The organism is Nonomuraea sp. B12E4, assembly GCF_039871825.1.
Lineage (GTDB): Bacteria > Actinomycetota > Actinomycetes > Streptosporangiales > Streptosporangiaceae > Nonomuraea.
In genome coordinates, this window is record NZ_JBDPME010000011.1 from 87,155 (window position 1) to 101,961 (window position 14,807).

Genomic DNA, 14,807 nt, shown 5'->3' on the forward strand with positions numbered 1-14,807 from the left:
GACCAGCACGTTGCCCGGAACGAACCCCCGCGAGCTCGGCCTGCTGTCCGACTGCGAGAGCTGCTTCGGATTGTGCTGCGTCGCGCTGCCGTTCTCGGCCTCGGCCGACTTCGCCGCCGACAAGGACGCCGGGCAGCCCTGCCACCACCTGGGCGAGGACTTCCGCTGCTCCGTCCACGAGCAGCTCAGGCGGCGCGGCTACCCGGGGTGCACGGTCTACGACTGTTTCGGGGCGGGGCAGAAGGTCTCGCAGGTCACGTACGGTGGCCGGAGCTGGCGCGAGGAGCCGGGCACGGCCGGGCAGATGTTCGCGGTGTTCCCGGTCGTGCGGCAGTTGCACGAGCTGCTGTGGTATCTGGCGCAGGCGCTGGACCTGGAGGCCGCCGAGCCGATCCACGCCGAGGTGCGGGAGGCGGTCGCCGAGACCGAGCGGCTCACCCGGGAGAGCGCCGACGTGCTGGAGAAACTGGACGTCGCCGCGCACCGGGACGGGGTCAGGGGCCTGCTGGTGCGCGCGAGCGAGCTGGCGCGGGCCGGGCACAAGGGCCGGGACCGCCGGGGAGCGGACCTGATCGGGGCCCGGCTGCGGGGCGCGGACCTGCGGGCGGCCGACCTGCGGGGGGCGTACCTGATCGGGGCCGACCTGCGCGACGCGGACCTGCGGCGGGCGGATCTGATCGGGGCCGACCTCAGGGGCGCCGACCTGTCGGGCGCCGACCTCACCGGCGCCATCTTCCTGACCCAGCTCCAGGTGAACTCCGCCAAGGGCGACGCCACCACCCGCCTGCCCGACCTCCTCACCCGCCCGGGCCACTGGCCCGCCGCCCCCACCGGCCCGGCACCGCGAGCCGCCGGCCGGGCGGCGCCGGGCGCTCGCGGCAGTGCGGGCCGCCGCCGCCGCTGACAGGCGCCCCGCCCTCAAGCAGGCCTCAGCGCCGGACCGGTGCCAGGGCCGGGCTGCCGGGGGAGTGCTCGCCCGCGCCCGCCCGGCGCGTGGCGGCCAGGTAGAGCAGGCACAACAGGGCGAGCACCGCGCTCGCGCCCAGGGCGGCCGGCGCGCCCACGGGCAGGAGCAGCCCGCCGAGGCCCGTGCCCAGCGCGATGCCGAGGTAGAGGGCGGAACCGTTCAACCCGACGACCACGGCGGTCTCCTGGGGCGCGGCGGAGATCAGCCGCAGTTGCTGGGCCGGAGTCTGGAACCAGGTGCTCGCGCCCCAGGCCGCCATGAGCAGCGCGGCCAGCGGCAGCCAGTGCGCCCCCGCGCCGGTGGCCCAGGCGAAGGCGCCCAGCGTGAGGGTGAGCGCCGCGTACCCGACCGTCAGCACCCGGACCGGCCCGTAGCGGTCGGCGGCGCTGCCCGCCACCATGTTGCTGACGACGGCGCCCACGCCGTAGAGGAAGAGCAGCCACATCTCGGTCTCCGGCGCGGCACCCAGCGCGTGCAGGAGGGGAACGGCGAAGGCGTACAGACCGTAGCCGGACATCATCCCGAGCAGGGTCAGCGGCAGCACCGCCAGGACACCCGGCCGGCGGAGGGCGGCGAGCCGGGTGCGCAGCGGCACGCTCGGGTTGCCGGGCAGCCGGGGCAGGACGGCCAGCACGCCGGCGGCGCACAGCGCGCAGAGCGCGGCGACCAGGCCGAGCGCGGTACGCCAGTCCAGGATCCGGTCGGCGAGGTTGCCCAGCGGCACGCCCAGCGCGGTGGCCACGGTCAGCCCGCCGACCACCACGGCCAGCGCGCGGGCCCGCTGCCCGGGAGCGGCCAGGGACGCGGCCACGGCGCTGGCGCCGGGGGTGAAGGCGGCGGCCCCGGCGGCGGCCAGCACCCTGCCGGCCATCAGCAGCGCGTAGTCGGGCGCGAGCGCCGAGCCCAGGTTGGCCACCGCGAGCACGAGGAGCGCGGCGGTCAGCAGGGCGCGCCGCGGCACCCGGGCGGTGAACGTGGCCAGGAGGGGGGAGAGCACGGCGTAGGCCAGGGCGAACGCGGTGGCCGACTGCCCGGCGACGCCCTCGGAGACGTGCAGCGACCGGGCCATCGCGGGCAGGAACCCGGCCACCACGTAGGCGTCGGTGCCCACCGCGAATGTGCCGAGCCCCAGGACGAGCGTCCTAACAGGGATAGGAGACATCCCCTTTCCTTTCGTGAATATGCGCGGGCGTGTGGTGAAAAAGCGTGACAATGTGGGGCGAGGGGCGGTGTCGTCAGCTCCATGACGACACCGGGGGAGTGGTGGTGGGGGGCGGTGTGGTCAGTTCATGACGACCCCGGGGGCGGGGGTGAGGGACGGTGTGATCAGCTCATGGCGACGCCGGGGGGCGGTGAGGGGCGGTGATCAACCGCTCCGGCGGGCGTAGTTGCGGCGGGTGCGCTCACCCGCCTGAGGCGAGCCGTCCATGAGGTCTGCGATGGTCTGCCCGGCGAGCTCCCGCCGCCAGGCCAGCTCGGCGCGCCGCATCGCCACGGAGATCCCGCACGGGCCGCGGAACGTCGCCCCCTCGGCCCCGGTGCCGCGCTGCCGGATCTCGGCGCACTGGAACGCCTCGGCGGGCCCCTCGACCGCGGTCACCACGTCCATGATGGTGATCTGATCGGGCGGCCTGGCCAGGGAGAAGCCGCCCCCCGCGCCCGGGGTCGAGGCGAGGATCCCGGCCCTGGTCAGGGCCTGGAGCCGCTTCTTCAGGTATTCCTGGGGCAGGTCGAACCAGGCGGCGAGCCTGCGGATCGACACCGGCCCCTCGTCCTTGAGCCAGCCCAGGGTCACACAGCAGTGCAGCCCCCACTCGACCCCTTCGCCCATTTGCATAAAGGGGATACTACACATCCCCATTCCGGGGCGGAACGGAGCCCCCTGGCGGCACGCCTGCGATCAGGACTGGGACTTCGCGGCATCGGGGGCGTAGACGGTCATCCAGTGCGGGTGCAGCCGGAAGTAGATCACGTCGTGCTCCCAGTCGAAGGCGGCGGCGCCGTAGAAGTCCTTGAAGTACGCGAGCAGTTCCGGCCAGTCCGGGGCCGGCTCGCCACCCTGGGGGTTGAGGATCTCCACCGTGCCGTGCGTGAAGACGCCCAGATCCTCCCCGCGCATGTGCGCGGCGCTGGCGGCGGGGCGGGCGGCGAGGTGGCGGGCCTTGGCGGCATTGCGTGCCGTACCGAAATGCCACTTGCCATGGAGGAAGTGCCCGTCCACACCGCTGATCCGCGGCTCGCCCTTCGCCGTCACGGTGGACAGGGAGAGCGTGCACATGCCGGTCAGGATCCGGGTGAGTCGCTCCGCCGTCAGGGTGCTGCCGGTGATGATCGAGCGAAGGTGGGAGGTGGAGCGGGCGAGGGAGGCATCGAGGAGGGTCTGGAGCTCTGCGAGCTCTTCTGATGTTTCGCGCATCGCGGTCCTTGTCTGTTCGTGTTCGTCCGTGGCCCCCGGTCCGTGTCGGCCATCGACGCCGGCCGGGGGAACCACACTCGACGCAAAACCCGACACCTTGTGTCGTGATTTCCCCATAGATGTGTGTTAACGCGGCAGGTGTCACCCTCGAACCCGCCCGCGACACGCTCCGGCCGATCGTCGAGGAGATCATCCGCAACCGCACCGCCTGAGTCCGATCTCCCGCCGGTGGGTAACGTGCCGACGGCCCTCTAGGGAAAATGGTTTGCGTGGGGGTGTCTAAGGATCCTAGGTTTGGACTAGTTGGCCTAGGCAGGAGACTTCACTATGAACCCCATTTCCGAACACGATATCCGTACTTCCTTCATCAACTGCTCCAAGGGTGAGGCCCGCAGGCTCAGCCTGCCGCGCGACCTGGCCGCTACCCCGTGGTCCGACCTCGACTTCCTGGGGTGGCGTGATCCGGGGGCGCCCGAGCGCGCCTATCTGGTGGCCGAGCGCGACGGCGGGCCGGTGGGTGTCGCGCTGCGCCTGTCGCAGGACGTACGCAGGAGTTCCGCCAAGTCCACCCTCTGCTCGGTGTGCGTGACCCCGCACGCGGGCACCGGTGTGGCCCTGTTCACCGCACCGAGGGTCGGCGCCGCCGGCCGCCAGGGCAACACGGTCGGCCTCTACATGTGCGCCGACCTGGCCTGTTCGCTCTATGTGCGCGGCAAGAAGCAGACCGAGCGCGGCGAGCGGTTCGAGTCGCTCACCGTCGAGGAGCGTGTCGCGCGGGCCGTGACCAACCTGGACGGCTTCCTGGGCCGCGTACGGGAGGACAACGTGGCGGCGGCCACGCCGTAGCTGGCGGGGGGCGACGTCCAGCGCGCGCCAGCGGACGGGAAGGGCCGTACGCGGCGTCAGCCGGCTCGCCGCCGCGACACCCGGTCGCAGCCAGGCGACCTTCGGGCGGTGGGGCACCGGCGTGAACGTCGCCCATCACTTGGACAGCCCATCCCCGCCCCGCGGTTCCATCAGATGCGAACAGATGCGCATCAGCTCGCCCTATGCCGTGCGGTGGCACGCAGTGGTGTTACGCCTGAGCGCGCGAGTGGTGGTGCCGGCGCAGGTCAGGGGTGGCGCCCTCGGCACGCTGCTGCGCCGCTTCCCCGGCCTGGCGCTCGCCGGTGAGGCCAGGCAGAGCCCCGGCCCGGGCATGTGGCGCCTGCCGTCGCTGCCCGTGACGCTGGGCGGCTGAGACACCGGTGGCACGCATCGGCAAGCCCGCCGACCGGCCATGCCGCTCGTTCCGCGGTAAGGGGCGGGGGGGTAGGCAAGATCGTCGCCTGGGGGCCGCCCGGCACGCCTGACCCCCGCGCCCGTACCGCCGGCGTGCCTGCCACCCGGGCGGGACCGCCCTCCGCCCGGGTGGCAGGGGTCTCAGACTTCCCATGGCCCGGTCTGGTGGCGGGCGGTCTGAGACCAGGGACGGGCATGGAGGCTCGGGTGGCGTGAGCCTCCATGCCCGTGAGTCGCCGTCGTGCTATCCGGCCAGCCTCTCGATCGGCCGCGCCGTGTCCGTGAGGCCGCCCCACGGCTCATCCCCGGCCAGTTCGCCCCGCCGCACGATCTCCACCGTGGCGAACTGCGCCCGCCTCGGATGCCGGGAAACACGGACGGAAGAAGCGCTGCAGGCCGCCGCTATTTCGCCGCCGAACGCCTCCAGGTCATCGGCGCAAATCCCGGCCCGAAGCACCAGGAAAGCCTTTTCCCCGCGTTCCGTCGGAGTAATCCAGGCGATCAGCGGAATTCGACCCCGCCGGGTGTGCATGGGCGTCTCCAGGAAGACCCGCTGCAACCGGTGCCGGGAATACAGGCACCAGAAGTGGCGGCTCATCCATTTCCGCCCGGCGGGCACCGTGGCGGGCACGGAGACGGTCCCCGCGAGCGCGAACAGCGCCCACCACGAGCCCTGCCCCGCGGCCGCCGTCATCACCGCCGCCGCGCCGGCCGCCAGCGCGGCCAGCGCGAGCTCGGTGCGCCAGCGCCAGAGCGTGACGAGGACGCCCGGCCGAGGGGCCACGAACAGGCTCTCGACCGGCGCGTACGGATTGTGTCGCAGGTTACGTGTGGTCATGGCGATCAACTCCAGGTACCTGAGCTCACGGGGGCCCGCTCGGCCACCCGGGCCGCACTGAGGGCGTCGAAGCGCGGGTCGCGGTAGCGCCGCGCGCCGAAGCCCGTCTTGGTGACCGTCCATCCATGCCGGCGGGCCCGCTCGTCCTGCTTCGCGCACAACGCGTGGTCGGCGCGGGTGACGAGTTCGCCGACCCATGCCGTCATTCGTGATACGCGCCTGGTGACGTGGAACATTTCGGCCGCCACTTCCCCTCCATTGTCGCCTCAGTTGAAGTGCGTTATCGCTCCCATGGACTGTGCCGTTTCCGGCGTACTTCCCCGTTCGCGTCGTCCCGGCCGTCGTGCCGGGTCCGCTGAATTCCCCTGCCGTACTCAGTTTCCTCCCCAGCCCACCAAAAATCCCATAATGCTGGCTTCCGAGTTCGGGGTTCGGTTTTCCGCACCGGCGCGGTGGTGTCCCCGGGGGCCGACCTGCGGATATTGAGTGTGTTCCGGCGGAGGGCTACGGTTTGGTGGTGAGGTCGCTCCGGATCGTGATCGCCGACGACAATCTCCTGGTGCGGACGGGCATCCAGGCGCTGGTGGGTGCCGAGGACGGCCTCGAGGTCATCGGCGTCTGCTCCGGCTACGACGCGTTGATGGACTCTGTCACCACGGACGAGCCCGACGTGGTCGTCACGGACATCCGCATGCCGCCGACCCTGACCGACGAGGGCATCCGGGCGGCCACGGCATTGCGTCAGACGCACCCGGAGATCGCCGTCCTGGTGCTGTCGCAGTTTCTCGACCCCGGCTACCTGCTGGCGCTCATCGCGCAGGGCAGCAGCAGACGCGGCTACCTGCTCAAGGAGCGCATCGCCGCCCCCGGCGAGCTCGTCTCCGCGGTGCGCACGGTGGCCTCCGGCGGGTCGTTCATCGACTCCGTGGTGGTCGACTCGCTGGTGTCGGCCAAGGCCCGCGACGAGGGGGGCGCGCTGGCGCAGCTCACGCCGCGCGAGCGGGAGACCCTGGGCGAGGTGGCCGCGGGCAGGTCGAACCTGGCGATCGCGGCCGGGTTCGGCGTCACGGAACGCGCGGTGGAGAAGTACATCAACTCGATCTTCCTCAAGCTCGGCCTGCGCGGGGACCGCGACACCAACCGCAGGGTCAAGGCGGTCCTGATGTTCCTGGACTCGCATTCCACGGGGAAGTAGCGACGGACGGGGGCGGGGGATCATGCCAGGGGACTGAGCCGGGGGAGGGCACCCGGAAGAGGGCCGCGGATAGTGATGGTGGCACCACCGACAGATCGGCGCTCGGATGCGACCATCTGCCTGTGGAGCAAGAACTCGTGCGCGTTCTGGTGGTGGACGACCTGCCGTCGTTCCGCCGGGCGGTGGCCGGCGTGATCGCCGTGGCCGACGGGTTCGAGCTGGCGGGGGAGGCCGCCAGCGGTGAGGAGGCGCTCGGGTTCCTGGCGCATCACACCGTCGGCATGGTGCTGATGGACGTGAACATGCCGGGCATGGGGGGACTGGAGGCGGCGCGGCAGATCAGGTGCTGGTATCCCGACGTCCTGGTGGTGTTGCTGTCGGTCAACAACACCGAGGACCTGCCCAGGGACGCGATGGTGATGGGCGCTCAATATCGGCACAAGGACCGCTTCGGGCCCGACGAACTGGAGGCGTTGTGGAGCGACGGGGGGCACGTGCAGCTCTAGCCGGCTTAGGGGGCATGAGATCATCGAAATCGGCGCGCCCGAATGGGAGCGCCTGCGTACTTACATCCAGGCCGACCTGGTCGGCGTCGTGGTCGCCGCCGCCTGGCTGACGGTCCTGAGGCTCACGACCGTGCGCGACGACTGGCTCTTCGTGATCATCGCACTGCTGCTGATCATGGCCGGGTTCCTGGTCAGGGCCATCCCGGCCGGCCCGACCAGGTGGGCCCGCTGCTCGACCGGCTCTCGGCGGATCTGCAGGAGGCCAGCGCCGAGCTGCGCGACCTGGCGCACGGCATCTACCCGCCGCAACTCGCGCAGTACGGGCTGGAGACGGCGCTGCGCGCGGTGGCCCAGCACAGCCCGCTGCGGACGACCGTACGCGCGGCCGGGATCGGCCGCTACCCGCCGGAGATCGAGATCAACATCTACTTCTGCCTGCTGGAGGCGATGCAGAACGCCATCAAGCACGCGGGGGAGAAGGCCACGGTCACCATCGACCTGCGCGACGAGGGCGGGCTGTCCTTCGACTTCCGCGACGACGGCGACGGCAGCAGCCCCGAGCGGATCCGCTCCGGGCACGGGATCACCAACATGTACGACCGCCTGGGCGCCATCGGCGGGACCCTCACCATCGACACGAGCCCGGGCGCCGGGGTGCACCTGCACGGCGAGATCCCGGCCGGCACCGCGCAGGGGACGCCCCCCTGCGGAAAATGAGGATGGTTCTGCTACTGTGATGCCAAAGATCGTCCCAGGGAGGTGAGACCCATTACCGCTTGTCAGGCTGGGTGCTCCCGTCCAGCAGCCGTACGGACGGCCCACCGGGACTAGGTGACCGCGGGAGCGCCCATCGGCGTTTCCGAAAGGCTCCCCATGTCGGTTTTCTCATCATCTGTATCCGCTGCCTCCGTCGCCGCCAGGCTCCGGGCCGCCGGATGCGTCTTCGCCGAGGACGAGGCGCGGCTGCTCCTGTCCAGCGCGCACACGGCCGCCGAGCTCGAGGCCATGATCGGGCACCGGGTCGCCGGCGAGCCCTTGGAGCACGTCGTGGGCTGGGCGGAGTTCTGCGGGTTGCGGGTGGCCGTGGACCCGGGGGTGTTCGTGCCCCGGCCGCGTACCGAGTTCCTGGTGCAGCGGGCCGCCGCGCTGGCCCGCGAGGCCGCGGGGGCGCCGGTCGTGCTCGACATGTGCTGCGGCACGGGCGCGATGGGGCTGGCGCTGGCCGCCCGGCTCGGCCGGGCCGAGTTGCACGCCGCCGACCTCGACCCGGTCGCCGTGCGCTGCGCCCGGCGCAACCTGCCCGCCGGCCGCGTCTACGAGGGCGACCTGTACGACCCGCTGCCCGCCTCGTTGCGCGGCCTGGTGGAGATCCTGATCGCCAGCCCTCCTTACGTGCCATCGCAGTCGATCGGGCTGTTGCCGCCCGAGGCCCGGCTGCACGAGCCGCGCCTGGCGCTCGACGGCGGCGGCGACGGGCTCGACGTGGTGCGCCGGGTGATCGCCGGGGCGTCGGAGTGGCTGGCGCCCGGCGGCCACCTGCTGGTGGAGACCAGCGAACGGCAGGCGGAGGCGACCGTCCGGGCCGTCGCCGAGGCCGGGCTGGTCGCGCGAGCGGAGGTCAGCGACGAGCGGGACGCCACCGCCGTGATCGGCACCCGAACCTCCTGATCTACATTGTAAAGGGCTGGTCTCCGGTGAGAATTCTGGGGACTAGCCCCTTTTCTGCGACGACGTGCGGTTGAATGTGCGTGGACTTCGCTCGGGATTCGCGGTTTCATTTCCCCGTCGGTTCGGTCGGCGGACCGATGAATTCGGGGGAATGAATGAGTCGTACGCGGAAACTAATGGCGATTTCCGTCGCTTTCGCGGTGTCGTCGGTGGGCCTCACCCAGCCGGTGTCGGCGGCGGAGCCGCGGGAGCCGGTGCGGATCACCCGGTTCCTGGGGGAGCAGCGGATACCGCACAAGATGATGTTCGGGGGCACCACCGTGGGCGGCATCTCGGGAGTCGACCGGGACCCGCGCACCGGCACGTGGTACTTCATCTCCGACGACCGGTGGCGATACAACCCGGCCCGCTACTACACCGGCAGGCTCGACATCGACCGGGAGACCGGGGCGTTCACCGGGGTGCGGCTGACCGGGGTCACCACGCTCACCCGCTCCGACGGGACGGCGTTCCCCGGCTACGGCCAGACGCAGTCGGCCGACCCGGAGTCGATCAGGTTCGACCGGTGGGGCGAGCGGCTGCTGTGGGGGGACGAGGGCGACCGGCCGGACACCGCCAACCCCGACATCCCGGTCTCGGCCTCGGCCGTGCGCGGGATGAACCTGCAGGGGCGGCAGGTCAGCGAGTTGCGGTTGCCGCAGAACCTGCGGCTGACCGACGGCGAGAGCGGGCCGCGGCGTAACTTCGGCTTCGAGGGGCTGGCCGTCACCGAGCGCACGATCACCGCCGTGACGGAGGGTCCGCGGTACGAGGACGGGCGCCTCCCGACGGTGCGGCGGGGCGCGCCCGCGCGGCTGACCGTGTGGAGCCGCCAGGGTGCCCTGCGCGCCCAGTACGCCTACCCGCTGGACCCGTTGCCGATCGCGCCGGTCCCGGCGAACGGGATGGCCGACACGGGGGTGTCGGAGATCCTGCCCATCGAGGGGTCCCGCTTCCTGGCCCTGGAGCGGGCCTGGATGGAGGGCGTCGGCTATCGGGTGCGGCTCTACGAGATCGACCTGAGCTCCGCCACGAACGTGCTGAGCATGAACGGGCTGGCCGCCGGGGAGTCGTACCGGCCGGTGACCAAGCGCCTGGTCTACGATCTCGGCTCGTTCCGCCCGCCGGTGCAGAACCTGGAAAGTCTCGCCTGGGGGCCGCGGCTGCCCGGCGGCGAGTGCACGCTGGTGATCGGCTCGGACGACAACTTCGACCAGAGCGAGGCGACCCAGTTGATGGTGTTCGGCGTGTCGGGCTGCCGGTAGGGCTCACATGCCGTGGATGCGGCGGCCGGTGATCTGGCAGGGCACGAGGCGGATGTAGAGCTGACGCTCGCCGCCCGCCCACGGCGTGACGCCGCAGCCGGCCACCTCGTCCATCTCCTCGGGCGGCACGTGGTGGGCGGCGCCGTGCACCAGGACACTCCAGCCCTCGCGCTTGGGCTCGTCGATCATGTCGATCTCGAACGCGATCTTGATGTCCACGCCCTTGAGGCCGGTGCGCAGGTCCTGGTCCATCGGGCCGCCCGAGGCGGTGCGGAAGATCACCGTGCCTTGGTGCATCTTGTAGTTGACCGGCAGCACGACACATCCGAGCGCGCTGTTGAAGGCCACCCGCCCGATCCCGCCGGGCTCGATCAGCCGCAGGCACTCGTCCTGGGGCAGGATCTCCAGAGTCGGGTGGGACGTGGCGGGGCCGTGCCCCGGCGGCCGGTCCTGGCCGCCGCCCAGCAGGTCGTCGACCGTGGTGCGCAGGGCGTCGGCGAGACGGTAGAGGGCGCCGGTGTCCAGGGTGTCGGCGTTCTCCTCCAGGTAGGTGACGTAGCCCGCCGACATGCCGGCACGCTCGGCGACCTGTTCCCGGGTCAGCCCGAGGCGTTCGCGGTGGTGGATGATGCGGCGGCCCAGATCTCCGGTGCCAGTCATGATCGCTTCTCCTCGTGTGTAGCAGCGGCGTGCGGTGCCGTTGACCCGCGCCACGCGGTCGTCGGCGTCGATGTAGACCTGACGCCCGTGGCAGCGGATCGGCATGGACAGCAGGCCGAGGCGTCCGGGCACCAGGGGGTCCAGCCGGAACCCGTCCCGCTGGACTTCGAGGCCCAGGTAGCAGCTCTGGAGGAGGGCGAGCGTCCCGCCCATGGCGCCCAGGTGGATGCCCTCGGCGGTGGTGCCGCCCTGGACATCGTGGAGGTCGCTGCGCAGGGCCTCGGTGAAGAAGTCCCAGGACCGGGTCCGGTTGGAGCGGGCCAGGACCCAGGCGTGCACGACGGCGCTCAGGGTGGAGCCGTGGCTGGTGCGTTCGAGGTAGTACGAGATCGTCCGGGGGATCAGGCCGGGCTCGGCGGGGTAGCCGAGACGGTGGAGGATGGCGGTCAGCTCGGCGCCGGTCAGCAGGTAGCAGAGCATGAGGGTGTCGGCCTGCTTGGAGGCCTTGTAGCGGCGGACGTCGTCGCCCTCGGCCTCGAGCGCGCGGTCGAGCCGGCGCACCCCGCGATAGCGGTCCCAGTCGAGCTCGCGCAGGTCGGCGTAGCCGGTGAACTGGCTGATGACGCCGTCGTGGAAGTCGACCCGCAGGCGGCGGCTGATGTCGTCCCAGCGCTCCAGCTCGGCGGCGGTGGGCGCGAGGTGCGGGGCCAGGGCGGCGGTGTCGCGGGCGCGCATGAGGAGCCAGACGGTCATGATGTTGGTGTAGGCGTTGTTGGCCAGGCCGGGGGCGGGCGCGCCGGGATAGCCGTCGTGATATTCGTCGGGGCCCATGACGCCGCGGATCTCGTACCGGCCCTGGTGCGGGACGGCCATCGAGGCGAAGCACCTGGCGATGTCGAGCAGCAGCTCGGCGCACCACGGTGGCATGGAGCCGGTGGCCAGGTAGTGGTGCCAGATGTTGTAGGCGATGGCCAGGCCGACGTGCCGCTGCAGGCGGGAGTGGTCGGGGATCCAGCGGCCCGAGACCGGGTTGAGGTGCAGGGTCTGGGTCTCCTCGCGGCCGTCGCTGCCGCTCTGCCAGGGGAACATCGCGCCGTCGTATCCGGCCGCCCTGGCGGCGTCCCTGGCTTCCGGCAGGCGGCGCCAGCGGTAGCGCAGCAGGCCGAGTGAGATCTCCGGGAAGCGCAGGTCGAGCCAGGGCTGGACGAACAGCTCGTCCCAGAACACGTGCCCTCGGTACGCCTCGCCGTGCAGGCCGCGGGCGGGCACCCCCACGTCGAGGTCGGCGGTGTGCGGGGAGAGGGTCTGCAGCAGGTGGAAGATGTGCAGGTGGAGGTGGCGCGACAGCTCGGGGTCGGTCACGTCGAGGCGGGCGCGTCGCCACAGGCGGTCCCAGGCGCTCTCGTGGCGGGCCAGCAGGTCCTCGAAGCGGGGCGCCCGGCGTACGTGGCGCAGCGCCGCCGAGCGGGCGTCGTGGCTGGCGTGATCGCGCGAAGTCGTCAGCGCGACGATCTTGGTGAGCCGGGCCGGCCGGCCCCTGGCCAGGTCGAGGACGTGGTCGGAGGTGATGTGGTCGGCCGCGAGGGACGGCCGGGCGGGCGGGCCGTCGGTGTCGATCCTGGCGGCCAGCGCGACGGTGATGTGGGAGCAGCGGGTGACGGCGGTCAGCCAGGCCAGGTCGTCCTCCGAGCCGGTTGCGTGGCAGGTGAGGTGGTCGCCGCGCAGGTCTCGATAGCGGGCCACGCCGCGGTTGGCGACCCGGCCCTCCAGGGCGGCGTGGACGCGGAGGGGGCCTGCCCAGTTTTCGGCGGTGAAGGTGGTCTCCAGGGCGGCCAGGTAGGGGTCGGCCATGGAGACCAGGCGGCGCTGCCGGGAGCGGGTGATCCGGCCGGCGCCGTCGCGCCAGCTCAGGTCGCGCACCAGGACGCCGTGGCGCAGGTCGAGCTCGTGGTGGTAGTGCAGCAGGTCGGCGTGCTCCGGGCGGAACCAGTCGGATCCCGGCGTGGCGCACGTGAGGGGCAGCCAGTCGGGCAGGTTGACGATGTCCTCGTTGGTGGTGGTGTGTCCGGCGACGACGGAGTCGAGGCGGTCGTAACAGCCGGCCACGTAGGTGCCCGGGGTGCGCGGCCGGCCGTCGGGCGTGGCGCCGCGGGTGGCGAACCGGCCGTTGCCCAGGGTGCACAGGGCCTCGCGCAGGCCTTCTCCTTCCGGGTCGAAGCCGTCGTAGGCGAGCCGCCAGACGTCGTTCATCGTCGCCCCACGGGCACGCGCCCGGTGACGCTCATCTCGGCCAGGTCCCGGACGACGACGTCGGCCCCGGTGGCCAGCAGCCGCCGCTCGCTGACGACCGCGGACGTGCTCCTGGAGGCGCTTCTGGCCACGGCGACGACCAGCCCGAAGCCGCCCCGGCGGCCGGCCTCGACGCCCGGGAGCGCGTCGTCCACGACCGCGACCTCGACGGCGGGCAGCGCCAGGCGGCGCGCGGCCTCCAGCAGCAGCGCGGGATCGGGTTTGCCCGGCAGGCCCAGCTCGGCGGCGTCGACGCCGTCCACCAGCACGTCGAACAGGTGCAGCACGCCCGCCGCCGACACGACGGCACGGCAGTGCCGGCCGGCCGACACGACCGCGGTACGGCAGCCGCGCCGCCGCAGCTCGTGCAGCAGATCGACGGTGGTGGGGAAGGCGGCCACCTGGTGCTGCTCGATCTGCTGCGCGAACAGGACGTCCTTGGCCAGGCCCAGCCCGTGCACGGTCGCCGCTCCCGGCACGTCGTCCGGGCCGCCCTCGGGCAGGGAGAGGCCGCGCGAGGCGAGGAACGTACGCACTCCGTCCAGCGCAGGCCGGCCGTCCACGTGCCGCAGGTAGTCGTCCCGGATGTCGAACGGTGCCGAGCGGCCGCGCAGGAAGGCGTCGAAGACGTGCTTCCACGCGGCGGCGTGCACCCGTGCGGTGTCGGTGACCACGCCGTCGGCGTCGAAGGCGACCGCCCGGAGCCTGGTCAGGTCGAAGGTGGCCATGTCTGCAAGCTACCCGCGCACGCGCTGCCCAGCCCTGTGCCGCCGTACTCGCTGAGCTGGGCGTTCTTTTCGTGAAGGGGGTCGGCGTGGGGCGGGTAAGTCTCTTGGTGAGGCCGGGAGGTGCCAATGGGACGAGTCGGCGGGCGTGTGGTGCCACTGCTGATCGGGGTCGGGCTGATCGTCGCGGGGTGCGGCAACGAGGCGAGGCAGGGGAGCACGGCGACTGTGACGTCCCCGCCCGGGGTGGCCGACCCACCCGGCGAGCCCGCCGCCCCGCCGACCGCGTCGGTGACGTGGCCGGCGACGCCCAGCCCCCGGCCGGAAGGGGTGCTGGTGGCCGGGCGATACCAGCCGCTGTGGCCGTTCTCCGGGCCGGAGGAGGCGGCGGGCTGGCAGCGGGCTCACCGCGCGGACGGCCGGGAGGCGTGGCGGCTGGATCCGGCCCGTACCGCGCTCACCTTCACCCGCGGCTACCTCGGCTTCACCGAGATCGACCAGGCCGTCAAGACCGTGCGGGAGGGTCGGCACGCGCGGGTGCACGTCGGCGCCACCCCGGAGGAGGGCTCCCAGCCGCTGGTCGCGGCCGTCGTCCACCTCGTCAGATACGGCTCCGGCGGCGACGCGCCGTGGGAGGTGGTCGGGACGGACGACACGTCGTTCTCCCTCACCCGGCCGGGATACGGCGCGGCGGTGAACTCGCCGCTGACCGTGGGCGGGCGCATCACGGGCGTGGACGAGAGCGTCCGGGTCCAGGTGCGCCGGCCGGGCACGGCCGAGCCGCTGGGCGAGTCGTGCTGTGTGAGCGCGGGCGGGGAGAACGCGCCCTGGTCGGGCCAGGTCACCTTCCGGGCCGCGCCGGGACGGACGCTGACCGTCGTGGTCTCCACCGGCGGTCATGTCGCCGCGGTGGAGCGCTTCGCGGTGACCGGCGTGACCGGCTAGAAGCGGTGAGCAT

16 protein-coding genes are annotated in these 14,807 nt (G+C 72.3%); 9 read left to right on the top strand and 7 right to left on the bottom strand.

The features are described 5' to 3' along the window. The first annotated feature begins 10 nt into the window (after nucleotides 1-10). The gene (locus ABGB18_RS24870) at nucleotides 11-904 is read left to right on the top strand and encodes a pentapeptide repeat-containing protein (protein WP_347697986.1); all 894 of its coding nucleotides are present in this window, start codon (nucleotides 11-13) and stop codon (nucleotides 902-904) included. A gap of 25 nt (nucleotides 905-929) precedes the next feature. On the opposite strand, the gene ABGB18_RS24875 is transcribed toward ABGB18_RS24870, so the two are convergent. From ABGB18_RS24875 to ABGB18_RS24885, 3 genes are all read right to left on the bottom strand, one after another. Next, nucleotides 930-2,129, bottom strand: coding sequence for an MFS transporter (locus ABGB18_RS24875; RefSeq protein WP_347697987.1), 1,200 nt, complete (start codon nucleotides 2,127-2,129; stop codon nucleotides 930-932). A 204-nt stretch (nucleotides 2,130-2,333) separates the two neighbouring features. Continuing rightward, on the bottom strand, nucleotides 2,334-2,804 hold the full coding sequence (locus ABGB18_RS24880; protein WP_347697988.1) for an Rrf2 family transcriptional regulator: 471 nt from the start codon (nucleotides 2,802-2,804) through the stop codon (nucleotides 2,334-2,336). A 63-nt stretch (nucleotides 2,805-2,867) separates the two neighbouring features. Continuing rightward, nucleotides 2,868-3,383, bottom strand: a complete 516-nt coding sequence (locus ABGB18_RS24885; protein ID WP_347697989.1) for a pyridoxamine 5'-phosphate oxidase family protein — start codon at nucleotides 3,381-3,383, stop codon at nucleotides 2,868-2,870. Nucleotides 3,384-3,710: 327 nt separating this feature from the next. Between ABGB18_RS24885 and ABGB18_RS24890 the strand changes: the two genes are divergently transcribed. Then, the gene (locus ABGB18_RS24890) at nucleotides 3,711-4,229 is read left to right on the top strand and encodes an FBP domain-containing protein (RefSeq protein ID WP_347697990.1); all 519 of its coding nucleotides are present in this window, start codon (nucleotides 3,711-3,713) and stop codon (nucleotides 4,227-4,229) included. A 184-nt stretch (nucleotides 4,230-4,413) separates the two neighbouring features. After that, nucleotides 4,414-4,623, top strand: a complete 210-nt coding sequence (locus ABGB18_RS24895) for a hypothetical protein (RefSeq protein ID WP_347697991.1) — start codon at nucleotides 4,414-4,416, stop codon at nucleotides 4,621-4,623. 285 nt (nucleotides 4,624-4,908) lie between these two features. On the opposite strand, the gene ABGB18_RS24900 is transcribed toward ABGB18_RS24895, so the two are convergent. Beyond that, the gene (locus tag ABGB18_RS24900) at nucleotides 4,909-5,502 is read right to left on the bottom strand and encodes a hypothetical protein (protein ID WP_347697992.1); all 594 of its coding nucleotides are present in this window, start codon (nucleotides 5,500-5,502) and stop codon (nucleotides 4,909-4,911) included. 5 nt (nucleotides 5,503-5,507) lie between these two features. After that, nucleotides 5,508-5,708, bottom strand: coding sequence for a hypothetical protein (locus ABGB18_RS24905; protein ID WP_347697993.1), 201 nt, complete (start codon nucleotides 5,706-5,708; stop codon nucleotides 5,508-5,510). Nucleotides 5,709-6,019: 311 nt separating this feature from the next. On the opposite strand from ABGB18_RS24905, the gene ABGB18_RS24910 reads away from it, so the two are divergent. The 5 genes from ABGB18_RS24910 (at nucleotide 6,020) to ABGB18_RS24930 (ending at nucleotide 10,175) form a co-directional block, all read left to right on the top strand. After that, entirely contained in the window at nucleotides 6,020-6,697 is a 678-nt protein-coding gene (locus ABGB18_RS24910; protein WP_347697994.1) for a response regulator transcription factor, read from the top strand. Between the two features lie 122 nt (nucleotides 6,698-6,819). Beyond that, nucleotides 6,820-7,203: a response regulator transcription factor gene (locus ABGB18_RS24915; RefSeq protein WP_347697995.1), complete on the top strand. Its 384-nt coding sequence runs from the start codon at nucleotides 6,820-6,822 to the stop codon at nucleotides 7,201-7,203. A 219-nt stretch (nucleotides 7,204-7,422) separates the two neighbouring features. Continuing rightward, on the top strand, nucleotides 7,423-7,920 hold the full coding sequence (locus ABGB18_RS24920; protein WP_347697996.1) for an ATP-binding protein: 498 nt from the start codon (nucleotides 7,423-7,425) through the stop codon (nucleotides 7,918-7,920). Nucleotides 7,921-8,076: 156 nt separating this feature from the next. Continuing rightward, nucleotides 8,077-8,871: a putative protein N(5)-glutamine methyltransferase gene (locus ABGB18_RS24925; protein WP_347697997.1), complete on the top strand. Its 795-nt coding sequence runs from the start codon at nucleotides 8,077-8,079 to the stop codon at nucleotides 8,869-8,871. A 176-nt stretch (nucleotides 8,872-9,047) separates the two neighbouring features. Next, on the top strand, nucleotides 9,048-10,175 hold the full coding sequence (locus ABGB18_RS24930; protein ID WP_347697998.1) for an esterase-like activity of phytase family protein: 1,128 nt from the start codon (nucleotides 9,048-9,050) through the stop codon (nucleotides 10,173-10,175). 3 nt (nucleotides 10,176-10,178) lie between these two features. On the opposite strand, the gene ABGB18_RS24935 is transcribed toward ABGB18_RS24930, so the two are convergent. Next, on the bottom strand, nucleotides 10,179-13,085 hold the full coding sequence (locus ABGB18_RS24935) for a pyridoxamine 5'-phosphate oxidase family protein (RefSeq protein WP_347697999.1): 2,907 nt from the start codon (nucleotides 13,083-13,085) through the stop codon (nucleotides 10,179-10,181). Beyond that, complete coding sequence (locus ABGB18_RS24940; protein ID WP_347698000.1) at nucleotides 13,082-13,852, bottom strand: HAD-IA family hydrolase; 771 nt, start codon at nucleotides 13,850-13,852, stop codon at nucleotides 13,082-13,084. Before ABGB18_RS24940 ends, ABGB18_RS24935 begins: the two co-directional genes overlap by 4 nt. Nucleotides 13,853-13,978: 126 nt before the next feature. On the opposite strand from ABGB18_RS24940, the gene ABGB18_RS24945 reads away from it, so the two are divergent. Beyond that, nucleotides 13,979-14,794 carry a hypothetical protein gene (locus ABGB18_RS24945; RefSeq protein ID WP_347698001.1) on the top strand — a complete coding sequence of 272 codons (816 nt, stop codon included), beginning with the start codon at nucleotides 13,979-13,981 and terminating at the stop codon, nucleotides 14,792-14,794. The last annotated feature ends 13 nt before the right edge of the window (nucleotides 14,795-14,807 follow it).